The 16,676-nt window shown below is 61.1% G+C and carries 15 protein-coding genes and 1 pseudogene; 6 read left to right on the top strand and 10 right to left on the bottom strand.

Features of this window, described 5'->3' with window-relative positions; translation table 11 throughout:
• The first annotated feature begins 86 nt into the window (after window positions 1-86).
• The 6 genes from WCZ84_RS04610 (at window position 87) to WCZ84_RS04585 (ending at window position 6,585) form a co-directional block, all read left to right on the top strand.
• Entirely contained in the window at window positions 87-1,742 is a 1,656-nt protein-coding gene (locus WCZ84_RS04610) for a thiamine pyrophosphate-binding protein (protein ID WP_372685087.1), read from the top strand.
• A complete protein-coding gene (locus WCZ84_RS04605) occupies window positions 1,742-2,545 on the top strand; it encodes an ABC transporter ATP-binding protein (protein WP_372685086.1) in 804 nt (267 codons plus the stop codon). Before WCZ84_RS04610 ends, WCZ84_RS04605 begins: the two co-directional genes overlap by 1 nt.
• Window positions 2,542-3,312, top strand: coding sequence for an ABC transporter permease (locus WCZ84_RS04600; protein WP_372685085.1), 771 nt, complete (start codon window positions 2,542-2,544; stop codon window positions 3,310-3,312). Before WCZ84_RS04605 ends, WCZ84_RS04600 begins: the two co-directional genes overlap by 4 nt.
• A 75-nt stretch (window positions 3,313-3,387) precedes the next feature.
• Window positions 3,388-4,143 (top strand): SDR family NAD(P)-dependent oxidoreductase, encoded by a 756-nt coding sequence (locus tag WCZ84_RS04595; RefSeq protein WP_372685084.1) that lies wholly within the window; start codon window positions 3,388-3,390, stop codon window positions 4,141-4,143.
• A 46-nt stretch (window positions 4,144-4,189) separates the two neighbouring features.
• The gene (locus WCZ84_RS04590) at window positions 4,190-5,269 is read left to right on the top strand and encodes an ABC transporter substrate-binding protein (RefSeq protein WP_372685083.1); all 1,080 of its coding nucleotides are present in this window, start codon (window positions 4,190-4,192) and stop codon (window positions 5,267-5,269) included.
• Window positions 5,270-5,376: 107 nt separating this feature from the next.
• A complete protein-coding gene (locus tag WCZ84_RS04585; RefSeq protein ID WP_372685082.1) occupies window positions 5,377-6,585 on the top strand; it encodes a hypothetical protein in 1,209 nt (402 codons plus the stop codon).
• Between the two features lie 13 nt (window positions 6,586-6,598).
• Here the strand turns inward: WCZ84_RS04585 and WCZ84_RS04580 are convergent, their stop codons facing one another.
• The 10 genes and pseudogenes from WCZ84_RS04580 to WCZ84_RS04535 form a co-directional block, all read right to left on the bottom strand.
• On the bottom strand, window positions 6,599-7,411 hold the full coding sequence (locus tag WCZ84_RS04580) for an ABC transporter permease (RefSeq protein WP_372685081.1): 813 nt from the start codon (window positions 7,409-7,411) through the stop codon (window positions 6,599-6,601).
• Window positions 7,412-7,471: 60 nt separating this feature from the next.
• Window positions 7,472-8,314 carry an ABC transporter ATP-binding protein gene (locus WCZ84_RS04575; protein WP_372685080.1) on the bottom strand — a complete coding sequence of 281 codons (843 nt, stop codon included), beginning with the start codon at window positions 8,312-8,314 and terminating at the stop codon, window positions 7,472-7,474.
• 118 nt (window positions 8,315-8,432) lie between these two features.
• Entirely contained in the window at window positions 8,433-9,479 is a 1,047-nt protein-coding gene (locus WCZ84_RS04570; protein WP_372685079.1) for an ABC transporter substrate-binding protein, read from the bottom strand.
• A 137-nt stretch (window positions 9,480-9,616) separates the two neighbouring features.
• Window positions 9,617-10,420 carry an ABC transporter permease gene (locus tag WCZ84_RS04565; RefSeq protein ID WP_372685078.1) on the bottom strand — a complete coding sequence of 268 codons (804 nt, stop codon included), beginning with the start codon at window positions 10,418-10,420 and terminating at the stop codon, window positions 9,617-9,619.
• A gap of 56 nt (window positions 10,421-10,476) precedes the next feature.
• Entirely contained in the window at window positions 10,477-11,280 is an 804-nt protein-coding gene (locus WCZ84_RS04560; RefSeq protein ID WP_372685077.1) for an ABC transporter ATP-binding protein, read from the bottom strand.
• A gap of 127 nt (window positions 11,281-11,407) precedes the next feature.
• On the bottom strand, window positions 11,408-12,310 hold the full coding sequence (locus tag WCZ84_RS04555; RefSeq protein ID WP_372685076.1) for an ABC transporter substrate-binding protein: 903 nt from the start codon (window positions 12,308-12,310) through the stop codon (window positions 11,408-11,410).
• Window positions 12,311-12,518: 208 nt separating this feature from the next.
• Window positions 12,519-13,682 carry a UxaA family hydrolase gene (locus tag WCZ84_RS04550; RefSeq protein WP_372685075.1) on the bottom strand — a complete coding sequence of 388 codons (1,164 nt, stop codon included), beginning with the start codon at window positions 13,680-13,682 and terminating at the stop codon, window positions 12,519-12,521.
• A complete protein-coding gene (locus WCZ84_RS04545; protein WP_372685074.1) occupies window positions 13,679-15,064 on the bottom strand; it encodes an Ldh family oxidoreductase in 1,386 nt (461 codons plus the stop codon). The genes WCZ84_RS04550 and WCZ84_RS04545 overlap by 4 nt, the downstream gene beginning before the upstream one ends.
• Window positions 15,052-16,071, bottom strand: a complete 1,020-nt coding sequence (locus tag WCZ84_RS04540) for a succinylglutamate desuccinylase/aspartoacylase family protein (RefSeq protein WP_372685073.1) — start codon at window positions 16,069-16,071, stop codon at window positions 15,052-15,054. The genes WCZ84_RS04545 and WCZ84_RS04540 overlap by 13 nt, the downstream gene beginning before the upstream one ends.
• A gap of 59 nt (window positions 16,072-16,130) precedes the next feature.
• Window positions 16,131-16,676: pseudogene (locus WCZ84_RS04535) on the bottom strand (polysaccharide deacetylase); the annotation flags it as partial.

The raw sequence follows: 16,676 nt of genomic DNA, 5'->3' as shown, positions 1-16,676 counted from the left end.
GACCTGCCCTTGAGAAACGCCGAACCTCACGATCCGCAATCGTCGAAAACCATGGATCGAATTGGCAATACAGTTTGGAGTGCCTCATGAAAGTTTGTGACATTATTGCCAAGTGGTGTGAGGACATTGACACACCATTTGTGGCGGGTATCCCAGCCAGCGGGATGCTTGAAATCATCGAAAGCCTGGCGCAAAAAGAAAAGGACCCCATCCCGTTCGTTCTCACACGGCACGAACAGGGTGCGGCCATGATGGCCTGCTCATACGCTTTCCATACGGGTCGGCCCGCCGTAGTGATGGCCTCCAAGGCGCCAGGCGCAACCAACCTGGCCATTGGGGTGATGAGTGCGTACATCGAATCCATCCCCATGATCATTCTGACGCAGCAGGTCAGCAACGAGCACGAACTGCTCGAAGCCTTCGAAGAAATCGACCTGGCCGAGTTTTTCAAGTCAATTACCAAGTGGTCGGTGCAGGCCAATAACCCGCGGCGCATCAACAGTCTGCTGAATGAAGCCTATACACGGGCCATGTCCGGGCGCAAGGGGCCGGTTCACGTCGCTCTGCCATACAACTTCATGAACGTGGACGTCGGGCCTTACGTTGCACCGGTCCTGCCATCTGCGACCGCGGCCGTATCGGCCGGGTCTCTCGCCCGTATTTCTCAGGCACTCACCGGTGCCAAGCGGCCGCTGATCATCGCCGGTGGCGGTGTCCGGTCCGAAACCCAGAATGACGTCACTGGCCTGGCCGAAGCCCTGAATGCCCCCATCGTGGCCTCGTGGCTGCGCAAGCCGGTATCCGACGCACATCCCAATCTGGTCGGCATGGCGGGTATTGGCGGTTCGCCGGCGGCATACAGCGCAATCAAGAACGCCGATGTGGTGCTGACGCTGGGCTGCCGTTTTTCCGAGCAAATGACGGAACACTACCGCATGCGCTTTGCGCCAGACGTACGCTTGATTCACGTCGATCTGGATCCCGCCGTCATCAGCCGTGTATTCCCCGCCGAATTCGGCGTAGTGGGCGACATGGCCGACGTCCTTCCCCTGCTTCGCCAGGCGCTGCCCGCCCGGTCCGATGACCCGCAAGTCGCGCAGTGGCTTGCCGGCCTGCAGAAGCAACACGCCGAATACCGCGCGCAGCTCGACGCCCAAGCCACCGATCCCAGTGCCGTCGGTGGCCGCGAGGTGGCGCGGGAATTGCGCCGCGCGCTGCCCGCCGACACCAAGCTCGTACTGGATTCCGGTAATTACCTGCATTGGGCTGAGCAATTCTTCCTGGTAGAGAGCGCCGGCCAGTTCCATTACCCCACATCAGGCGCCATGGGCTTTGGCATTCCCGGCGCCATTGGCGCCAAGATCGCCAGTCCCGATTCATTTGTTTGCGCGCTGGTGGGCGACGGTGGTTTTGCCATGACCATGGGCGAGCTCGAGACCGCCCGCCGGCTCGACGTACCGATTCTGGTCGTGATCGTCAACAACGCCATGTTGGGGCATATCCGGATGCGCCAGGATTCACGGTATGGGCGCAGCTTTGGTTCGGTGTTCACCAAGCAGCACTTGGCTCGTGTGGCCGATGCGTTTGAAATCGAGAGCGCCGAAGTCAGCACGCTGGCCGAATTCCGCGATGCCGTGGCACGCGGGGTCGAGCTCGTGAATGCCGGTAAATCCATGTTGATCGATGCGCACGTGACCGACGAACTCGCCCCCGGGCCACTCGACCCCTGGTGGAAGGACTGATGGTTAATTCGCCTTCGGATGCCTTCGTCGCGCTCAGACAACTCAGCCTGAGCTATGGTCAAGGCGATGTATCCACGCCCGCCCTCAAGGGGGTGGATGTGGCCATCGCCAAGGGCGAATTTGCGTCGATCGTCGGCCCAAGCGGCTGCGGCAAATCATCGCTCATGAAGGTGGTCACAGGCATCATGCCGCCCACGGAAGGCGAAGTCTGGGTCAATGGTGCCAAAGTGACCGGGCCGCTGAAAATCGTTGGCATGGCGTTCCAGCACCCTACGCTGTTGCCTTGGCGTACCGCGCTCGAAAATGTGATGTTGCCGCTCGAAGTGGTCGAGCCCCACAAGCATCTGATCAAAAAAGAGCGCGGAAAATACAGGCAGAAAGCCCTTGACATACTCGCCGCCGTCGGGCTCGCGGGCTTCGAAGATAAGCTGCCTCGGCAACTGTCCGGGGGCATGCAGCAACGCGTATCGCTGTGCCGGGCCCTGATCCATGACCCCCAGCTGCTCATGCTGGACGAGCCTTTCGGGGCGCTCGACGCCTTTACCCGTGAAGAGCTCTGGGACGTGCTGCAAAATCTGTGGCTAGACAGAAAATTCACCGTGATCCTGGTCACGCACGACCTACGCGAAGCCGTGTATCTGTCGGATACCGTGCACGTCATGAGCAACCGGCCCGGCCATATTTTCGCAAGCCGCGTCATTCCGCGCACCCACCTTCGCACGCTGGATACCACGGCCAGTACTGAATTCAACGAAGCCGTGCAAGAACTGCGCGAGCACATATGGAGGCTGAGAACGCAATGAAAACCCGCTGGCTAGAGCGCAGCGCTCCGTATCTGATTATCGTCGCCTTCTTCCTGGTTTGGGAGATCGTCTGCGTGGTGTTCTCGATCAAGGAATTCATCCTGCCGCGCCCGACCGTCATCCTTGCGAGCGTATTCAAGTATCACGACGCGCTCGCCTTCCATTCACTGCACACTTTGTTCACCACGGCAGTCGGTTTCGTTGCCGCAGTCGTGGGTGGGATTTTCCTGGGGGTGCTGGTCGGCTCGTCGCGATTGCTTTACGTAGGCCTGTATCCCATGCTCATCGGGTTCAACAGCGTGCCCAAGGTCGCCATCGTGCCCATATTGGTCATCTGGGTGGGGATAGGCACCGTTCCGGCCATCATCACGGCCTTCATCACAAGCTTTTTCCCGGTCACGGTCAACGTCGCAACGGGCTTGGCCACGCTCGAACCCGAACTGGAAGACGTATTGCGCACGCTGGGTGCCACCAAAATGGAAATCCTGCGAAAGGTGGGCATACCCCGCACCCTGCCGTATTTATTCGCGTCCCTGAAAGTCGTCATCACGCTGGCTTTCGTCGGTTCAGTCATCTCCGAAACCATCGCTTCAAATGAAGGCATCGGCTACCTGATCCTGACCGCCAGCGCACGTTTCGACGTTCCCCTCGTATTTGCCGCACTGTTGCTGGTGTCCGTCATGGGTATAGGGATGTATGCGATCTTTGCCGCGATCGAAACACGCACCACGGGCTGGGCAACCCAGCGTGTCAATGGGACCACCTGAGTGGGGTCTATGGACGTCTGCTAGCCCGTTGCAACCGCCATGGTCGGCGGCAGTACAAAGGAGGTCGGTATAGTCATGAGCAAAACGGCGATTGTTACTGGCGCCTCGCGCGGCATAGGCCGCGCCTGCGCGCTGCGGCTTGCGGGCGCGGGCTTTCAGGTCTACCTGGTGGCCGAAGGCACGCAAGAAGAGCTGGCCGCGGTCGCTGCCGAATGCGCCCGCCTGCATCCGCAACAGAAGTCAGCCCACTATGGGCTTCATGATCTTGCCGATCCCGCCAGTGCCCCGGCCATTGCGCAGGCCGCCCGTGATGAATTCGGCCGCATCGACGTGCTTGTCAACAACGCGGGCGTCAGGATACGCAAGCCTTTCGGCGAGTTCAGCGCCACGGACTTCGACAAGGTATTTGCCATCAACCTGCGCGCCGCATTCCTGCTGAGCCAGGCCGTGCTGCCCGCGATGCGTGCCCAGGGGGGTGGCAGGATCATCCAAATGGCAAGCCAGCTTGGCCTGGTGGCCGATCCGGGTGCTTCGGTGTACGCGATGACCAAGGCTGCCCTGATCCAACTGACGCGCAATATGGCGCTGGAGCTCGCACCCGAAAAGATCATCGTCAATGCAGTCAGCCCGGGGCCGATCATCACCAACTACTACAAAGCGCGTCTGGAGCGCGAACCCGCACTGCTCCAGCAGCGTCTGGGTTCACTACCCGCCGGGCGGCTGGGCGAAGAAAGCGAAGTTGCCGACGTGGTGGCATTCCTGGCCACCACCGATGCGACTTTCATGTTGGGTCACAACCTGGTCATAGATGGAGGATTCGTCATTCATTAGAAGTCGAGACGGTTCACCAAGACTGGTTCATTCACTGGAGGAAACAATGGGCACACACAAAAGCAATCAAATCTCACGCCGCGCGATGCTGGGCTACCTGGGCGCGACGGCGGCCATGGGGAGCGGCTTGCTTGCATTCCCCTCTGTCGTTACCGCGCAGGGGGGCGCCAAGGTAGAAAAAGAGAACCTGAAAATGGTGCTGGACTGGGCATTTCAGGGTCCACAGGCCATCTTCACGGCGGCGCAGGATCACGGCATCTTCAAGGAACATGGCGTCGACGTCAATGTAGACCGCGGCAACGGTTCGACTGACGCCGTCGTGAAAGTCGCATCGGGCGCCTACGATGTCGGTTGGGCTGAAATGAGCTCCATCGTGCAATACAACATCAAGAATCCCGACAACCCCATCACCGCGTTCTACGTAACGAACGAAAACACCGCGAATTCCGTGATCTCCACCAAAGACAAGTCGATCGCGGGTCCCAAGGACCTAGTTGGCAAAAAAGTGGGCTCGACGGCGGGCAGTGCGGCCCGCGACATTTTCGGCGCCTTTGCCGCGGCCAACGACATCGATGCCGAGAAGGTCGAAATGGTAACGGTCACTGGGGCGCTGCGCGAAACCATGCTGGTCAACGGCGACGTCGACGCCATACTGGGCGCGATCACGTCCAGCGTGCTCGACATCAAGTCGCTGGGCGTCCCCCTGGAAGACATCGTGATCATGACCTACGGCGACTTCGGCGTGCCCCTGTACGGGCATTCTTTGTTCACCACGGCTGAATTCGCGCAAAAGAATCCCGGCACGGTCGCCGCCTTGGTCCGGGCCACCAATGCCGCTCTGCAGTCGGCTATTCGCGACGAGCAAAAGACGGTGGAAACGCTCAAGAGCCGTGACAAGCTGGTCAATCTCGATCTGGAAAAGGAACGGCTGGGGCTGATGCTGGATCGGCTCGTCCTCACCGACTATGTCCGCGCCAACGGCTTGGGCAGCGTGCGCCCCGACCGGGTACAGGCGACCATAGACATCATCAGCGATGCTTACAACGTGACCGACCGGCCCAAACCCGAACTCGTGTACAGCGCAGAGTTCCTGCCGGCCAGCGAAGAGCGCGCTGTGCCAAAATGATCGAACAGCCTGGGCCGCCCGCACATAGACGCGAGCCGGGCTGAGCCGAAACCAACCACCCGCCGGCCCGAATCATCGGGCCGGTTTTGCACAGCAAAGGCATGACGATGGCAAACAAAATCCTTTTCAAGACGCGCATCGGAACCCCTGGCATCGAAATCGCGCAAGCGCTGCAGTCGGGAAATCTGCTGTTGTTCAACGGTCTGGGGGGGTTTGCCAGTGGGGCCATGGTGCCTGAGCCGCTTCATGGTTCCGCCAGCGCCCTGCAAATGCGCCAGCTTTTCAGCGCCTGCAATTCGGTGCTGGAGAGCGCGTCGGATCAGGCATTCCGTGTATTCGTCAGTGAGCAGCGCTTTGCCGCGGCCCGCACCGTGCCGGTGATGCATCGATACCGCCGCGAGTCGTGGCAGCCCGTGCCCCCCAGCACTTCGGTGCTGCTGCCCTCGCAGGGGCCCGGATCATCCTGCATCCAGCTCGACGCCCTCGCCGGCGCCGCCGATGCCGTCGAATATCTGGACATCAAGGCCATCGACATTCCCAGCACCTCGGGGTTCGTGCCGGCCGCCTCTTTCGGCAAGACGCTTTTCAGCGTCGCGGGGTTCATGGCCGCCCATGGCAAGGGCGACCTGGGCGGCATATCGCCCGAGGTCATGCTGCCTGCTGGCCATCAGTGGAAGGGGAACCGCATCCAACGCGAAGTCGATTACATCTGGCGGCAAAAGCTGCAGCCCATTCTGCAGGAACTCGGGCTTGGGGTGGATACGATCAGCAAGGCGACCATCTTCTATACCGAGCCAGAAGACCTGGGTGACGTCGTGGAAGCGTGGAACGATCTGCATTCGGGCACTCCGCCCATGACCCATTTCATCTCGGTTCGGCACGAGGGCCTGGCGATCTTCGACGCGCGCGTGGAAATCAATCTGTATATGGATGCCGAACGCAGCGCACGCGCACTACCCGCAGGGTGCCCGAACGATGGTATGAGCCAGGCCGCGCGCTTTGGTGAACACCTGATTCTGCTGATCTATCCCGACCCAGCGCCGGAGAGCGATCAGGCCTGTTTCAGCCAAACTGAATTCGAGGCCTGGAACATGGCCGAGAAGCTCAAGGCGGTACTGGACGAGTGGGGCGTCGGCTTCGACGCGGTGGCCAGGCTGGCGCAGTTCATGCGCCAACCCGATGATATCCTTCAAAGCTGCCGCATCTGGGAAAAGTACTTTGGCCCGAACCCGATACCGCTTTCCCTGTGGGCCTGCGACCACCTGCCTCACCGCTCGATCGGATCGTACGGTGAGGTCTGGGTGAAGTGCCCCTGACGCACCACATCTACTACATCTCGGACAGGTAGGCGGTGTATCGGCGAAACGTGTTCTCGGACAGGTAGCGCACGGCTCTGTCCGTGCCATAGCCCAGCACCGCGATCAACACCAGCACCACGAACATGCGGTCGATCTGGCCATTGAGCGAGGCCTGTTGCAAAAGCGCGCCCAAGCCTTCCTGGGCGGCCAGCAGCTCGGCCGGGATGATGGTCATGAACGCCGATGCCACCCCGAGCCGGATGCCGGCAATGATGTAGGGCAGCGCGGACGGCAGGATGATGCTGATGAAGATCCTGGCCTCCGACGCCCCCAGGCACTGCGCGGCCCGGATGCGGGTTTGCGGTGTCGAGCGAGTCCCCGCGGTGGTATTGACGGCAACGATGAAGAAGGTCCCCCAGAAAATCAGGAAATACTTGGAGGACTCGCCAATGCCGAACCATACCAGCGCGACCGGGATCATGGCGGTGGGTGAAAGGTTGCGCAGCAATTGGAAGACGGGATCGACGAATGTCGCGATCAGGCGCGAGCGCCCTATGAGCAGGCCCAGGGCGATGCCGAGCACCGTGCCCAGCACCAGGCCGACGATCACGCGGATCATGGAAGCTTCGATCCCCGTGGTCAGGTCGTGCCTGCGAAACATGTCGATCGCGCGAAAAGCCACGGCATCCGGCGACGGTATCATGTCCGAGTCCAGGAACAGGACAGTACCGGCCCACCAGAGCAGTATGAACAGAACGAAAGACAAGGTGGTGAGAATGGGCTGCGGCAGGCGCAGGATGTGATCGGTCCAGGATGACACGAATTTCGAGGGGTGCTTACTCATGGTTGCCTTCTACAGTGAGCGTGTGCCAGGTGTCCTGATGGGCGCAGGGGGTGGCGCCCATTAATGAGAATCGTCGCTGCGGCCAAGCAGCGCCTTGATCTTGCGTCCCAAGCTGCTCAGCTTGCTGTCGTAGATCTCGCGCGGCCTCGGCTGGTCGATCGTGATCGATTCGATGACACGCGACGACGGCCCGACATTCATGACGCAGATTCGGTCGGCCAGGATCAGCGATTCATCGATGTCGTGGGTGATGAAAAGTATGCTTTTCTGGGTTTCAGCCCAGACCCGCAGCAGTTCCTGCTGCATTTGGGTGCGTGTCATGGCGTCGAGCGCGCCAAATGGCTCGTCCATGAGCATGGTTTCAGGATTGACGGCCAGTGCCCTGCTGATCTGCAGCCGCTGCCGCATGCCGCCGGACAGTTCCGTCGGGTATTTGTCGCCATGCGCGGCCAGGCCCGTGATCTCCAGGCAGCGGGAGATGATGGCTTCTCGTTCGTGCCGCGGGACGCGACGTACGCTCAGGGCGAAATTTAGATTGTTACGGCAGGTTTCCCATGGCAGGATGGCCTGCATGGCATCCTGGAAGCAGACGACGCGCCGTGGCGACGGGCCTTCGATGGGCTGTCCCTCGAACAACGCGACACCTGCGGTCGGACGCTCGAACCCCGCAACGATGTTCATCAGGGTGGATTTGCCACACCCTGAAGGACCCAGCAGACAGACGAATTCGCCACGGCCGACCTGCAAGGAACAATCCTCTAGCACCTTGTAGGCATGTTTGCCGCTCCCGAACACCATTTCTACGTTCTGGACATCGAGTAGCGGACTATCCAGTGCCGGCGTGCCGGCGCCAGGCTGGGGCGCTGTCGCCGTATGGTCTGTTGTCCGGTCTATACCCACCATTGACTCCTGAAAATATCAACATCTGAAAATCATGTCAGCCAGGGATCCCACTGCGGAACCCCTGGCTGTGTGCGCTGTTGCAGCGCGCCACCAGCTATATCGCGGTGCGACCCGCTGTTCAGTCCTTGGCCGCGGCTGGAACCGCGGGCAGTTTGTCGGCGGTCAGCGTATCGACCCCATCGGTCCAGATGAAGTTGGCGAAGTCGATGGGGACGGCTTCGGCATCCGCGCCAGCGCTCTTCATGTGCCATGCCGACAGGCTCGTGTAGTCGTCATGGAACTGCTGGTCGAACAACGGAGTCAGGTCCATGAACGTGAGCACATTTTCGCTGAATTTGGCGTCGGCGCCATAGTTGGCTTCGAGGTACGCGGCGAGTTCAGCCGGGTTTTCTTCTGCCCAGACCGCGCCCCGCGTGGTGGCTTGCACGAAGGCGATCGCAGCGTCGCGGTTGTCTTTCAGCCAGGCAGGCCGGGCGCCCAGAACGGTGTAGCCGCGCATGTAGCCCTTGGCGTCCGCGAGCTGGTGCACTTTGTCGTCGCACCGCGCCTGCGCCTGTGAACCGAAGGGCTGCCAGACGAAGAACGCCGCGATGTCCCCTTTGCAAAGCGCGATCGGCATCTGGTTGGTATCCAGATTCAGCACCTTCACCTTGCTTTCATCGACGCCGTTTTTCGCGAGAAACTCAGACAACAGCCACGAACCGCTGGAGCCCACCCGTGTCGCCACCGATTTGCCTTCCAGGTCTTGCGCCTTCGTGATGTCCTTCAAGGCCTGTACCACGTAGCCCTTGGTGTGCCGGGTCAGGACCATGATCGCCCTGTAATCCTGTTTGCTGCTGATCCAGTAAAGCAGGCTGGGCAAATCGCCCGACATCACCAGCGTACCGAGCCCAGAGCGGTAGGCCTGGAAAGCCGTGGAACCGGATGGAAAGGTGCGGATGGTGACATCCAGCCCGGCATCTTTATAGAACCCCTGACTGTAGGCCGCCCAGAGCGGCGTCGAATCCGTATTGGGCGCAAGAAAGAGCTCGATCTTCGTGGCTTCTGCTGCGGCCTGTGCGACAGGCGCTTGCGCAAAAAAGAATGATACCGATGCGGCGAGCAGTACAGGCAAGTTCACCAGACTGCGTCGCTTGAAAAAACGTCCGAGCAATGAATGTTTCATTTCAATTCTCCTATACCCTGAACATACTAAAAACCAAGACACGAATGAGTGCAAAAATGATCTTGTTACCTCCTTGACCAAGTCGTTGAAAAAACCTTGGGCCGAGGAGCCGGCGCAACAGGCGCTTGAACAGGCGCTTAGTTGGCGGCGCGCATACCCCAGCGATCCAAGGTCGCCTTCTCCAGGTAATCGAATATCACCTTCTCGGTGATGTAGCCGATGACCGCGATGACGACCATGCCCACCATCAGCTCATCGCCGCGCAGGATCGAGCGAGCGTTGTTGATCATGTAGCCCAGCCCGGTCGAAGCGGCGATGATTTCGGCCCCGACGATCACCCGCCAGCTGGTACCGAAGCTCAGCCGCATGCCCGTGATGCTGAATGCCAGCGAACCAGGCAGATATACGCGCGTGAACATGGTCCACCAATTGGCTCCCAGCGACTTCGCCGCCCGCAGGTGCGTTGTGCTGATGGCATCGACCCCCGAGATCGTGTTGAACATCACCGGCCATATCGCCGCGATCACGATCACGAAGATCATCGATTCGTCGCCGATGCCGAACCACAGAATCGCCAGGGGTATCCAGGCGAGCCCGGGGATCGGATACAGCATGCGCAAAGGCGCGATCATCGCGGTGCGTGCCTTCTGCGAAATACCCAATATGAAGCCGAGCGACATGCCTATGATCATGGCGAGGCCAAAGCCGATCACCTGCCGGCGCAGACTGGCGAGGATCTGCTCCCAGAGAAATCCGGAGCTTGCGACGTGCCAGCCGCGCATCACCACCTCGAGGGGCGTGGGCAACATGAAGCGCGGGTAGGGGCCGTAGGTCGCGATCATGTGCCAGATCAGGATGATCAGTACCGTGGACCATCCTTGTCTGATCAACGACCACGTCCAGCCGGTCCTTTTCTTGCCCGCCAGTTCAGCGGTAGCCATATCTCTGCCTCCGTTTCACTTCGATCCTGAGATGGCTATTGATCGAGCATGCGTGCTCATGAAGCCTTCACCATCGTCTGATTGTCTGGGATATCGATTTGTCTTTCTTCCTGCAGGATGGTGAAGAGCTTGTCCTTCAGCTCGCTGAATGCAGGATCGTTGGGCGCGCGCGGATGATCCGCCTTGATGGATTCGACCAGGCGCAACCTGCCGGGGCGGCGTGAAAACAGCATGACGCGATCAGACAGCATCAGGGCCTCGTCGATGCTGTGCGTCACAAACAGGATCGTCTTGTGCGATTTGTCGCGGATCTCGAGCAGGGCGATCTGCATCGCATATCGTGTCTGCGCATCGAGCGCGGCAAATGGCTCGTCCATCAGGACCACCTGCGGGTCTGGCGCCAGGGCGCGCCCGATAGCCGCGCGCTGGCGCATGCCGCCAGAGAGCTGGTGCGGATACACGTCGCCAAAGTCGCTCAGCCCCACCATGTGCAAGTAGCGCTGGACTTCGCTCTTGCGCTGCTCTTTCGACATGGTTTTGTTGCGCAGCAGGCCAAAGCCCACGTTCTGGGAGATGGTCAGCCAAGGAAACAAGCCATGATCCTGAAAGACGTAGCCGCGATCCGGTGCGGGCTTGGATACCTTGTTGCCACCGACCAATACCTGGCCGCTGCTGGCCGTCTCGAAACCGGCGACGATGTTCAGCATGGTCGTCTTGCCGCAGCCCGAGGGCCCCAGCATGCAGACTAGCTCGCCTTCCGTCACTTTGAAACTGATGTCGTCAAGCGCGACGACAGCCTCCTGGCCCGAGCCATAGACCTTGCTGACACCCTGTGCTTCAATGATCGTCTTGCCTACCATCCGCATGCTCCCAAGCAGGCGCCATCCTGGCCCCACCGAGTGAGGCGGATGGCGACCCGTTCCGCCGCAGGTACCATGCACTGGGCTGAGCCGGAACGGAATGCCTGTCGTAAAGTTTCAATAGCCACTACATGCCGACCTTGGTGCGGGCTCGATCGATGAAATCGGAAACCACGGCGGTAGAAAGGTCTGGCGCTGTGTCGATCAGGCCGATATCCTTCATGCCATTGACGAATTCCTGAAAACTGGCGGTGTCCGCTTCAGCCTTGAACACGACAGTGTTCCAGGAGCTGCGCGTTTCTTTCAGATCCTGATGCGTGATGCCGGACATGATTTCGGATACCTTGTCGGGTTCTGTGGACAGCAGCTTGACCATCTGGGCGTGCATGTCGGCTATTGCCTGCACCAAAGCCGGATTGTTCTCGAGCAGCTTGTTGTTTACCAAGAGCGCGGACGAGTACGCACCGCCATCCCACATATCCTTGGGCTCTACCAGAAAGCGTGCGCCTTCGCGCAGGGCCCCGCCCATGAACGGATCGAACATGACGGCGGCGTCGACGTCGCCGCGAATCAGCGCTACGGTCATATCTTGCGGATTCAATGGGATACGCTTGATATCGTCGTAGCTCAGCCCGGCAGATGGCAAGACGTGCAGCCGGAACATCAGCTCGTGGGCGGTATTGCCTTGCGGTACGGCAATTTTCTTGCCCTTCAGGTCATCGACGGTCTTGATGTCCGGATTGACGGTCACCACCCCGTTGCCGCCCTGGCTGGTGCCAGAAATGATCGTGATCGGCGCGCCCTTGGTGATCAGCGCAAGCGCCGTCGCCATATTGGTGTAGCCAGCATCCACCCGCCCTGAACCGATGGCTTCGCCCGCGGCGGTGCCACTGTTCATCGCGGTGTACTGTACGCCGGTCGCGCCGACGTCTTTCCAGGTTCCAAGCTTGTCTGCCAGAAATGCCATGGAATGGTGCCAGCCCGGCGTACCCGATACAAACTTGAAAGATACAGTCGTGTCGCCTGCCAATTTGGCGTCGGCTCCTGTATCGGCGGCATTCAGTGCAATGCCGGCGACCCCTGTTACATAATTGACCAGCGCTTCAGCCTGGGCTTGGGCTGGCGGTGCTGCGTGGGTCGTGCCGACCCCCAGCGACAAGCCTATGGCAACCACACCCGACAATAAATATTTTTTAGCTAGCATGTCCGTCTCCTATCGAAACCGTCCGTCCTTTGTCTCACACGGAAAGCCCAAATCTGCTTATGCGTGTTTCTGTGTATCCGAGAATATCCGCCTTTGTGTCACCTCCTTTGAGTACTGTGTCCAAATTGATCAGGAGTTCTTCCTTGGCCCAATCCATCGACGCCTGGCCCAGCAGAACAGCAGACAGGTCGACGTCGATGTGTTCGGCCATGCTGCGACAGCTGAGCGGGTTCGCACAGACCTTGAGCGTGGGCGCTACGGCACTGCCGCTTGGGTTGACGCTACCGCTTGAAAACAGAATCGCATGGCACCCGCCGGCGCTCAGGGCGGTCAGATTCTCGACCGCACCCGCCGGCGCATCCATCAGCCACAGGCCGGGGTGCGCGGGGCGCGCGCCGTATTCGAGCACCCCCTGGATGGGGGCCGTGCCCGTTTTGGCCAAGGCGCCCATGGACTTTTCTTCTATGGTCGTCAAGCCGCCCGCGAGGTTGTCGGCCGTCGGGTTGATCCCGACCAGGTCCACGCCGGCGTCTAGTGCAATCTGCCTGTAGCGTGCGATCGACTGCCGGATCGCGGCGCTGACGTCGGGGCTGGAACGGGCATCGAGCATGGGCTCACAGCCGATCAATTCGACCGGTTCGGAATAGACGGTCGTGGCGCCTGCTGCGATCAGGACATCCGACACCAGACCCACCGCCGGATTCGAAACGAGCCCCGACGTGGCATCGGAGCCGCCGCACTCGAGCCCTATGACCAGCTCGGATGCGGACATGGGTTCGGCCTTTTGGCTGGCCGCGTGTTCGACCATGCGGGACACCGTGGCCGTGCCTGAAGCCAGCGCCGCGGCATGACCCCCGGCTTGCAACAAAGACAGCTCGTGCACCCTGCGCCCCGGGCCTTTGGTGCGCTCGGCGATGCGTTCGGAGGACGCGGGCTCGAACGAAACGATCAGGGCGCCATAGACGTTTGGGTGACACGCCAGATTTGCCTGCGTGCGCAGGGTTACCTCAAGGTCGGCCCCCAGCTGGCCGCGGCCGAACGTCGCCGGGATGAAAGTGCTGCCGGGTACGGCAGCGGCGATGGCCCTGGCAAGGGGATTCACATTGTCTGCGGCGGCCAGCACGATGACCCGGTTGCGCAGACCCAGCGTTCCATCGGCGCGTCGAAAACCGTGCAAGCCCTTGAATAAAGGTTTCATGATGACACTTCCCTGGCGGCCGGAAGCGGGCAGCCGGTATCCCGTGCGATTTGCGTCAGCGTCTGCAGGGTTGCGGATGCAATGACCAGGCCTTGTTGCTGGGCTTGTTCACGGAGCTGCTGGCGCCTGCGCCCTGGCAGCCGGGGCGTCGGGCCGCCCCCGCTGCCTGATTGGCCGACGAGGCGTTGTTCCAGCTGCTGAAGCCGCTGGATGAAGGCCTCGCGGTCGTTCAAGTGTGCCGGATCGACAGCCAGAATGAAATGCCCAATGCCTTCCGGCTGGATACTGCCCTTGTCCTTGGATGGCACCAAAATATCGGTCAGCGCGCCTGGCAACACACCGGAAAGCAGTTCCAGCCCCAAGATGAGGGCAAAGCCGCGCGCGGGACCGCCGATCGGCAGCATGGAGCCCGCCATGGCGGCGACCGCGTCGGAGGTCGGCGTGCCGCTTGCATCGAGCGCCCAGCCAAGCGGAATCTGCGCATTTTTCTCGGCTGCCTGGCGCACCCGGTCTCGCGACACGGTGCTGGTCGCCATGTCGAGCAGGAAGGTGGCGTCGGCACCCAGCGGGGCAGCGATCGCAATCGGCGAATTGCTCAGGAAGGGCACCGTGCTGCCTGGCGGGGCAATCAGTGCCGGCCCGTTGCTGAGCACCAGGGCCACCATGCCTTGGCGGGCGATCCGGTTCGCCGCCCAACCCAGCGCCCCGGCATGGTTGCTGTGTCGTACCAGGCCGACGCTCGCGCCCAGATGCTGGGCCCGTTGCGCCACCGCATCGGCGGCGACGCGAATGACGTGCACGCCAGGCGCGTTGTGGCCGTCGATAGAAAGTAGGGCCGCCGCGCCGCTGACGTGTGGCGTCGCGCCGGCATTCACTGCGCCGCTCGCAACACGCTGCAGGTAGGGTGCAAGGCGGCGCAGGCCATGGGTTGCCACGCCGCTTGATTCAGCATCCATGAGTGCTTCGGCCATGTCGTGCGCGGCGGATTGTGAAAAACCGCTTGCAAGGCTGACGCGCTCGACCCAAGCCTGCAGGGCAACGACGTCGTAGCGTGGGGCCGGGGGCGCGGCGACTTCTTGTGCCGCGGATTCATTTGCACTGCACCCGCCCATGATGCCGCGCACGTTGTGCACGTGCACGTGCTGGCCGGTCGTGATGGTTTGCGTGGCGCAGCCGATGGGAACCCCGTACTTCAGTATGGCGGCGCCAGAACGGACATCTTCCAGCGCGATCTTGTGGCCAAAGGGGATATGCGCCTGTGCCGCCACCTGCTGCACGCTGCCGTCGTGGCGCTGTACGGCGACGACATCCCCCTGCTGCACGTCCGCGAGGACGCTTGCTACGCAATCGCTGGCTGCCAGCTGGAGTGCTATCTTAGACATAGAGAGCCACTTGCGCGCGCCAGGCCGAAGACCTTGCCACCTGCTTCCACGATGCCCGAGCGCCGGGTGAAGAACAAGAAACCATCCACCGGTGCGACCAGGCGGTCCACCACCTCGAGTGAGTGGGGATCCACCACTTCGCCCAGCAGCGTGCCTTCGGTGATCAGGTGGTCCAGGTCCTCCATCGCGGGCTTGTAAGAGATCAAGTAGCCACCGACTTGTGGATTCACCTCGATCCGATTGACCGTGTCGTAGACCCACTGTTCTTTGTGCGCCGGCCGCTCCCCATCGAGCACGCCGATCATGGCGGCGACCGCGCGCAGACCACGCACGCCGCGCTCGGTGAAGCTTGCGCAGCTTGGCTCATCGAGGAAGGAACCGCCGACCTCGACGTTGATGGTTGGTACACCCAGCGAATTGGCGACGCGCGATGACGTGCCTGCCAGATTGTTCTCGTGGATGAGTCGTGTCCCGTAGGCGCGGCATAAATCGACCACCCGTTCTTTCAGGGCCCCGGCGAGCTGGTTGTCGTAGTCGACCCTGAATTGCAGGCGCCCGCCCGCACCGCCGGAGTGAATATCGACGAACAGATCATCGGGTGTAAGCCCCTGGATCAGGTTGGTGTTGATCGCGGCCGCCATTTTCTGCGTCAGCGTTCCGCCGGGTGAACCTGGGAACACCGCATGTAGGTCGGTGTTGCCATGGACGTCGGGGGTAAAGCGCGACAGGGCGCCAAGCGCGAGCGGATTGGCCACTGGCAGGATGACGATGGCGCCTTTTATATGGGCCGGATCCAGATCTTTGATGAAATCGAGCAGTACCGGGATCGAGCCGAACTCATCGCCGTGCATGACGCCGGTGATCACCATGGTGGGCCCATCCTGAGCGCCGCGTATGACGTGCGCGGTCAGTTTCAGGGGGTAGCCCGACGCAATTTGAGCCACAGGAATGTCGACCCGGCTGTGCCCTGGTGCGACGATATTCTTCAAGACCGCAATCTGTGACATGCATCCCCCTTATTGAAAATTCACCTGCGCTGAACCACACCCGATCTGCCCGCTGCCGCTCAGGCGACCTGTGAGCGATACCATTGCAGGATCTCGGATCCTGTCATCGGCACGACACCCTCGTGGCCAAGAATGTAGTCATAGAGTTGCTCGAGGTATTTGATGCGGTGCGGCACGCCCGTGAGAAACGGGTGGATCGATATGGACATGACACGCACGGATTCTTCGCTTTCCATGTACAGCCGGTCGAACTGGTCGCGCCCGCGGCGCAGGATCTCGTCGGATGGCTGCATTTGCACCGCGCTCATCACGACGTCGTTGATCTCTACCGGATAGGGCAGGGCCGTCATGCTGCCCGTGGCGGTATTGACCGGAACGGGCTGATCGTCGAGCACCCAGTTCGCGACGTATTCGATCCCGGCGGCCGCCAGCAGGTCCAGCGTGTGGTCCGTCTCGGTGAGGCCCGGGCTTTCCCAGCCCAGCGGTGCCTGGCCGGTGAAGCTGCGAATGGCGGCGATCGTGTCGTCGATGGCCTTTTTTTCGTCTTCCACCGTATGCATGGGGGCCTGCACGTAGCCGTGGCCCATGAACTCCCAGCCCGCCTC

It is taken from the genome of Castellaniella sp. (genome assembly GCF_041675725.1).
GTDB lineage: Bacteria > Pseudomonadota > Gammaproteobacteria > Burkholderiales > Burkholderiaceae_B > Castellaniella.
Note: the sequence above shows the minus strand (reverse complement) of the source record. Positions and strands in the feature narration are given on the sequence as shown.

Coding starts and splice junctions, on each gene's coding strand:
- WCZ84_RS04610 (WP_372685087.1), top strand. CDS start 87: ATGAAAGTTTGTGACATTATTGCCAAGTGGTGTGAGGACATTGACACA.
- WCZ84_RS04605 (WP_372685086.1), top strand. CDS start 1,742: ATGGTTAATTCGCCTTCGGATGCCTTCGTCGCGCTCAGACAACTCAGC.
- WCZ84_RS04600 (WP_372685085.1), top strand. CDS start 2,542: ATGAAAACCCGCTGGCTAGAGCGCAGCGCTCCGTATCTGATTATCGTC.
- WCZ84_RS04595 (WP_372685084.1), top strand. CDS start 3,388: ATGAGCAAAACGGCGATTGTTACTGGCGCCTCGCGCGGCATAGGCCGC.
- WCZ84_RS04590 (WP_372685083.1), top strand. CDS start 4,190: ATGGGCACACACAAAAGCAATCAAATCTCACGCCGCGCGATGCTGGGC.
- WCZ84_RS04585 (WP_372685082.1), top strand. CDS start 5,377: ATGGCAAACAAAATCCTTTTCAAGACGCGCATCGGAACCCCTGGCATC.
- WCZ84_RS04580 (WP_372685081.1), bottom strand. CDS start 7,411: ATGAGTAAGCACCCCTCGAAATTCGTGTCATCCTGGACCGATCACATC.
- WCZ84_RS04575 (WP_372685080.1), bottom strand. CDS start 8,314: ATGGTGGGTATAGACCGGACAACAGACCATACGGCGACAGCGCCCCAG.
- WCZ84_RS04570 (WP_372685079.1), bottom strand. CDS start 9,479: ATGAAACATTCATTGCTCGGACGTTTTTTCAAGCGACGCAGTCTGGTG.
- WCZ84_RS04565 (WP_372685078.1), bottom strand. CDS start 10,420: ATGGCTACCGCTGAACTGGCGGGCAAGAAAAGGACCGGCTGGACGTGG.
- WCZ84_RS04560 (WP_372685077.1), bottom strand. CDS start 11,280: ATGGTAGGCAAGACGATCATTGAAGCACAGGGTGTCAGCAAGGTCTAT.
- WCZ84_RS04550 (WP_372685075.1), bottom strand. CDS start 13,682: ATGAAACCTTTATTCAAGGGCTTGCACGGTTTTCGACGCGCCGATGGA.
- WCZ84_RS04545 (WP_372685074.1), bottom strand. CDS start 15,064: ATGTCTAAGATAGCACTCCAGCTGGCAGCCAGCGATTGCGTAGCAAGC.
- WCZ84_RS04540 (WP_372685073.1), bottom strand. CDS start 16,071: ATGTCACAGATTGCGGTCTTGAAGAATATCGTCGCACCAGGGCACAGC.